The sequence below is a fragment of the Streptomyces sp. NPDC049577 genome, assembly GCF_040675635.1.
In the GTDB taxonomy this organism is placed as follows: Bacteria; Actinomycetota; Actinomycetes; order Streptomycetales; family Streptomycetaceae; genus Streptomyces.
Genome location: NZ_JBFAPH010000542.1, coordinates 1 through 2437, shown reverse-complemented (window position 1 = coordinate 2437; position 2437 = coordinate 1). Strand labels below are relative to the sequence as shown.

General features: G+C 77.0%; 3 protein-coding genes. All 3 read left to right on the top strand.

Going from position 1 to position 2437, the window contains the following annotated elements; translation table 11 throughout:
- Positions 1–790, top strand: a 790-nt coding sequence (locus AB0K09_RS32355; protein WP_366068964.1) for a hypothetical protein, incomplete at its 5' end; no start/stop codon positions are given.
- Positions 787–1941, top strand: a complete 1155-nt coding sequence (locus AB0K09_RS32350) for a hypothetical protein (protein ID WP_366068963.1) — start codon at positions 787–789, stop codon at positions 1939–1941. The genes AB0K09_RS32355 and AB0K09_RS32350, both read left to right, overlap by 4 nt.
- 11 nt (positions 1942–1952) lie before the next feature.
- Positions 1953–2437: ABC transporter ATP-binding protein (locus AB0K09_RS32345; protein ID WP_366068962.1), on the top strand; the 485-nt coding region annotated here is incomplete at its 3' end.

Genomic DNA, 2437 nt, shown 5'->3' with positions numbered 1-2437 from the left:
GGTGGACGGACACCGCTGCGTCGCCGGCACCAGCACCGATCCCACCGACGGGCGGGTGGACTGCCTGGTCGAGTACGCCCCGCAGGCCGTGCTCGGCGACCGCGAACCGCTCGCCCGGCTGATCCACCGGGTCATGGCCGCCGAGCCGCGGCACGCCTGGCGCGACCTCGTCGTCCGCACACCCGCCACCGTCGTCCCGCCCGCCCCGCTCACCCGGGACCTCACCTATCTCGTCCTCGGCCCCGGCGCGGGCGTCCCCGGGCCGCAGCTCCCGCCCGGCCTGCGGATCGGGCCGGCGAGCGGCCCGGACGACGACGCCCGGGTGCGCGCCTGGCTGCGCCGGGCCGTCGTCGCGGGCAACGGCCAGCGCGCGATCGCCCCCGACGACGCCGCGATCGAGGAGACGGTGGAACTCTGCGTGAGCGCCCCGGACCGCCTCTCGCTGCTCGTCCGCGCCGACGGCCCCGCCGGGCCGGAACCCGTGGCGCACGCCACCCTGCTGACCGGGGCGCGGGACGAGCTCCACGGCACCCCCTTCATCGACCTCGTCGACATCCTCGTGGCCGACGGCCACGACACCCGGCTGCTGACCGCCGCCCTGGTCGCCGCCTGTGCCCGCCACGCCACCGCGGCCGGACTGCCCCTCGTCGGCAACGTCGTGCACGGCCGGCAGCCGGACGGCACCGATCCCGGCACGCGGGTCGTCGACTCCCTCGCCGCACGCGGCTGGCAGCCGCGCGACACGTACTGGCGCTGCGCCCTCGAACCGGACCTCTGGGAGCCCCGATGAGCCCGACCCCGCCCCCCGAGGGCTTCGCCCCCACCCTGCGGCTGCTGTGCGAGCTGCTCGGCGTCGACGAGGACTGCCCGCCGGGCGAACTCCTCCACCGGGCCCGCACCGTGAGCTTCACCCTCCCGCCGCTGCTGCTCTCCGCCGCGGAGCACGAAGGCCGCCGACTGGGCACCGGCTCCGCCGACGAACTGCGCCGCCACCGCGCCCGCCTCGCGCTCTACGACGAGGTGGCCGCCGCCGTCGCCCCCTACGGCGCACGCGTCCTCAAGGGACCGTCGCTGGCCCGCTTCCAGCCCGGATGGGCCGTGCGCACCTGCGGCGACCTCGATCTGCTGGTGGCCGACGAGCCCGCCTTCTGGCGGACGGCGCGGCGCGTCGCGCGGTCGCTGCCGGTGGACGACGTGCATCTCACCCTGATCGGCGACGGCCCGGAGCGGCACCTGGTGGCCGGTCTCTGCGCCCCGTCCGACGAGCCGTGGCTGGACCCCGGGCTCAAGGTGGAGATCGCCACGTTCGCCTGCTCCGGCGACTGGGAGACGGTGCCGCCACGCGCCGCCCTGCCCGCCGACGACGCGGTGGCGCAGCTGCTGCTGGTCGCCGAGGAACGCTTCCAGCGCGGCTTCACGGTGCGGGACGCGCTGGACTGCGCCGCCGTCCTGGCCTCCGCCGAGGCCCCGGGCCCGCAGGCCCTCGCGAAGGCCGCGGCCGACTGGCACCTCGCCCCCGAGCTGCGGGAACTCATCGACTTCGCACGTCTCTTCCCCTCCCTGGCGGCCGTCGTCGACCACAGCCACTCGGTGGCCCTCGCCGCCGCTTCCGCCGCCGAGCTCGCCCGCCGCGAGCGGCTGCGGCCCGCGGACCGGGACGCGCCCGACGGGGAGACCGGGCCCGAGCGCACGCGCCGCAGGCTCGCCGCGGGCGGCCCGGTGAACGAGCGGCTGCGGAACGGCTTCCCGGTCTTCGGCATGCCGCTCGGCGTCGACGGCCCCTTCCCGCCCGAGGACCGGGCGCTGCTGCACACGGCCGGCCAGGACACCGTCGCCACCACCCCGCTGGGCGCCTTCCTGCTGGTCAGCCAGGAGCTGGTCGATCCCGACCGGTACCGGGCGGCCCGGGAGTTCGCCCAGCGCCTCGCCGCCGGAAAGTGAGGAACCCCGTCATGTCCCTCTTGTCCCCCATGCGCTCCTCCTCCGCGCCCTCCGCGCCAACCGCCGGCGCGCCCGGCATCGAGGTCGCCGATCTCGTCCGGACGTACCGGGCGGGCGGGCGCAACGCGCTGGACGGGATCTCGTTCACCGTCGAGCGCGGCGAGACCATGGCGCTGCTCGGCCCGAACGGTGCCGGCAAGACCACCCTCGCCCGCGTCCTGTCCACCCTGCTCACCCCCACCGCCGGCACCGCGCGGGTGGCCGGCTTCGACGTGGTCCGCGAGCCGCGGGCCGTCCGTGCCGCCATCGGCCTGGTGCTGGGCGGCGAGCGCGGCCTCTACGGGCGGCTCACCGCCGAGCAGAACGTGCGCTACTGGGCCGCGATGTGCGGGCTGGGCCGCCGTGAGTCCCGCGAGCGGACCCTGGCCGTCCTCGAACAGCTCGGGCTGGCCGCGCACCGGTCCCGGCCGGTCGAGAAGTTCTCCCGCGGCATGCT